Genomic DNA, 2,064 nt, shown 5'->3' with positions numbered 1-2,064 from the left:
ATGGACGGCAAGCCCTACGCGCCGGGCTCGGCGCGCGAAGCGATCGCCGCCGGTGTCTTCCTGGTCGCCAAGGATCGCGCCGAGAGCGGCATCGTCGGCGGCTTCAACATCGAGCGCAACATCAGCCTGCCGTTCCTCAGGCGCATGTCGAGCCTCGGCGTCATGAAGAAGCGTGCCGAGCGCCTCGCCGCCCGCCGCCAGATCGACGAGCTCGGCATCGTCTGCCGTTCCGAGAAGGACGAGCTTTCGTCGCTCTCTGGCGGCAACCAGCAGAAGGTGATGGTAGCGCGCTGGATGTCGCAGGCCTCGCGCCTCTTCATCCTCGACGAGCCGTTCCAGGGCGTCGACATTTCGGCCCGGCGCGATATCGCCGCGAAGCTTCGGGCCAGCGCCGACGGCCGCGCGACGCTGATCTTCGTCACCGAGATCGACGAGGCGCTGGAAACCGCCGACCGCATCCTGGTGATGTCGGAACACACGATCGTCGGCGAGCACAGGAACGCCGATATCGACCTCGACCGGCTGCTGGCGGAAGTGGCCGGCGGACCGCTGCATGGTGTTGCGTGAGATCGTGCGGATGACGAGACTCGGAGTGCAGGCATGAGTTCTAGTTTGGCGGAGAGGACAACAGCGCGGGAGCGTTCGATGACATTGCGCGACTATGCCATCCGCTACGGCTTCATCGTCCTGCTGGTCGGGTTGATCGCCTATTTCGCGATCGCTGCCGACGGTTTCGTTTCGCCGCAGAGCGCGGTCTTTATCTTCCAATCGGTGGCCATTACCGGCGTGCTGGCGCTCGGCGTCACCGCGACGTTGGTCGTCGGCGGTTTCGACCTGTCGATCGGCTCGGTCGCCACAAGCGCCATGATGGCGGCGTCCTATGCCATGGTCGTGCTGGAGCAGAACGCCATCGTCGCGGTGATCTCCTGCCTGGTCATCGGCGTCATCGTCGGCCTGATCAATGGCTGGCTGATCGTCTTTATGCGCGTGCCCGACCTGCTCGCGACGCTTGGCATGATGTTCCTGCTGCTCGGCCTGCAGCGCATCCCGACGGAAGGCCGCTCGATCGCCACCGGCATGACCATGCCCGATGGCTCGGTCGCCAACGGCAAGTTCTCCGAAGCCTTCCTGGCGCTCGGCCGCCACCGCATCGACTTCTTCATCCCGAACCTGATCCCGGTCTCTGTGGTGGTGCTGGTGGTGCTCGCGCTGCTGATCTGGTTCTTCCTCGAATACACCCGTTTCGGCCGCATGATGTATGCCGTCGGCAGCAATGAAAGGGCGGCCGAGCTCGCCGGCGCGCCTGTCAAGGCATACAAAATCTGGGCCTATGTCATTTCGGGAGTTTTTGCCTCGATCGGTGGGATTTTGCTCGCCGCGCGGCTTGGACGCGGCGACATCGCCTCGGGTAATAATCTGTTGCTCGACGCAGTCGCCGCGGCGCTCATCGGCTACGCGGTGCTCGGCGCCGCCAAGCCCAACGCCTTCGGCACCGCCGTCGGCGCGGTGTTCGTCGGCGTCCTGCTGCAAGGCCTGACGATGATGAACGCTCCTTACTACACGCAGGATTTCGTCAAGGGCGCGGTGCTCGTCGTCGCCCTTGTCTTCACCTTCGCCCTTTCCGGCAGGGGCAAGAGATAGTTGCGACCGGGACATTGATGAGAACACAAACGGAGGAAAAAGTGAGCATCACAAGGAGACTTTTGGGGAAGGCGGCACTCGGCCTCGCCGGCGCGGCGCTGCTGATGCAGGGAACGGCGTTGGCGGCGGACCGCCCGGCGCCGTTCGACAAGCCCGGCGTCAAGATCGCGCTGGTGCGTTATCTCTCGACCGGTGACTTCTTCCAGGCCTATCTCTCCGGCGTCGAGGCGCAGGGGAAGGCCCTCGGCGTCGACCTGCGCGTGCTGGACAGCCGCCAGGACGCCGCGCTCCAGGCCGACATGGTCGACCAGGCGATCGCGCTCGGCGTACAGGGCATCATCATCCAGCACGGCCTGACGGAATCGATGAAGGACGCCGCCCAGCGCGCGGTCGACGCCGGCATCAAGGTCGTCGCCTTCGACG

Annotated in this window: 3 protein-coding genes; all 3 read left to right on the top strand. The window is 65.0% G+C overall.

The window, feature by feature from the left end:
- Positions 1-567, top strand: a 567-nt coding sequence (locus EOA28_RS33805; RefSeq protein ID WP_148671037.1) for an ATP-binding cassette domain-containing protein, incomplete at its 5' end; no start/stop codon positions are given.
- 78 nt (positions 568-645) lie between these two features.
- A complete protein-coding gene (locus EOA28_RS33800; RefSeq protein ID WP_127386282.1) occupies positions 646-1,641 on the top strand; it encodes an ABC transporter permease in 996 nt (331 codons plus the stop codon).
- Between the two features lie 41 nt (positions 1,642-1,682).
- The coding region (locus EOA28_RS33795; RefSeq protein WP_148671036.1) for a substrate-binding domain-containing protein at positions 1,683-2,064 on the top strand (382 nt) is incomplete at its 3' end.

This window comes from Mesorhizobium sp. M2A.F.Ca.ET.067.02.1.1, from assembly GCF_004023285.1.
Classification (GTDB): domain Bacteria; phylum Pseudomonadota; class Alphaproteobacteria; order Rhizobiales; family Rhizobiaceae; genus Mesorhizobium.
Note: the sequence above shows the minus strand (reverse complement) of the source record. Positions and strands in the feature narration are given on the sequence as shown.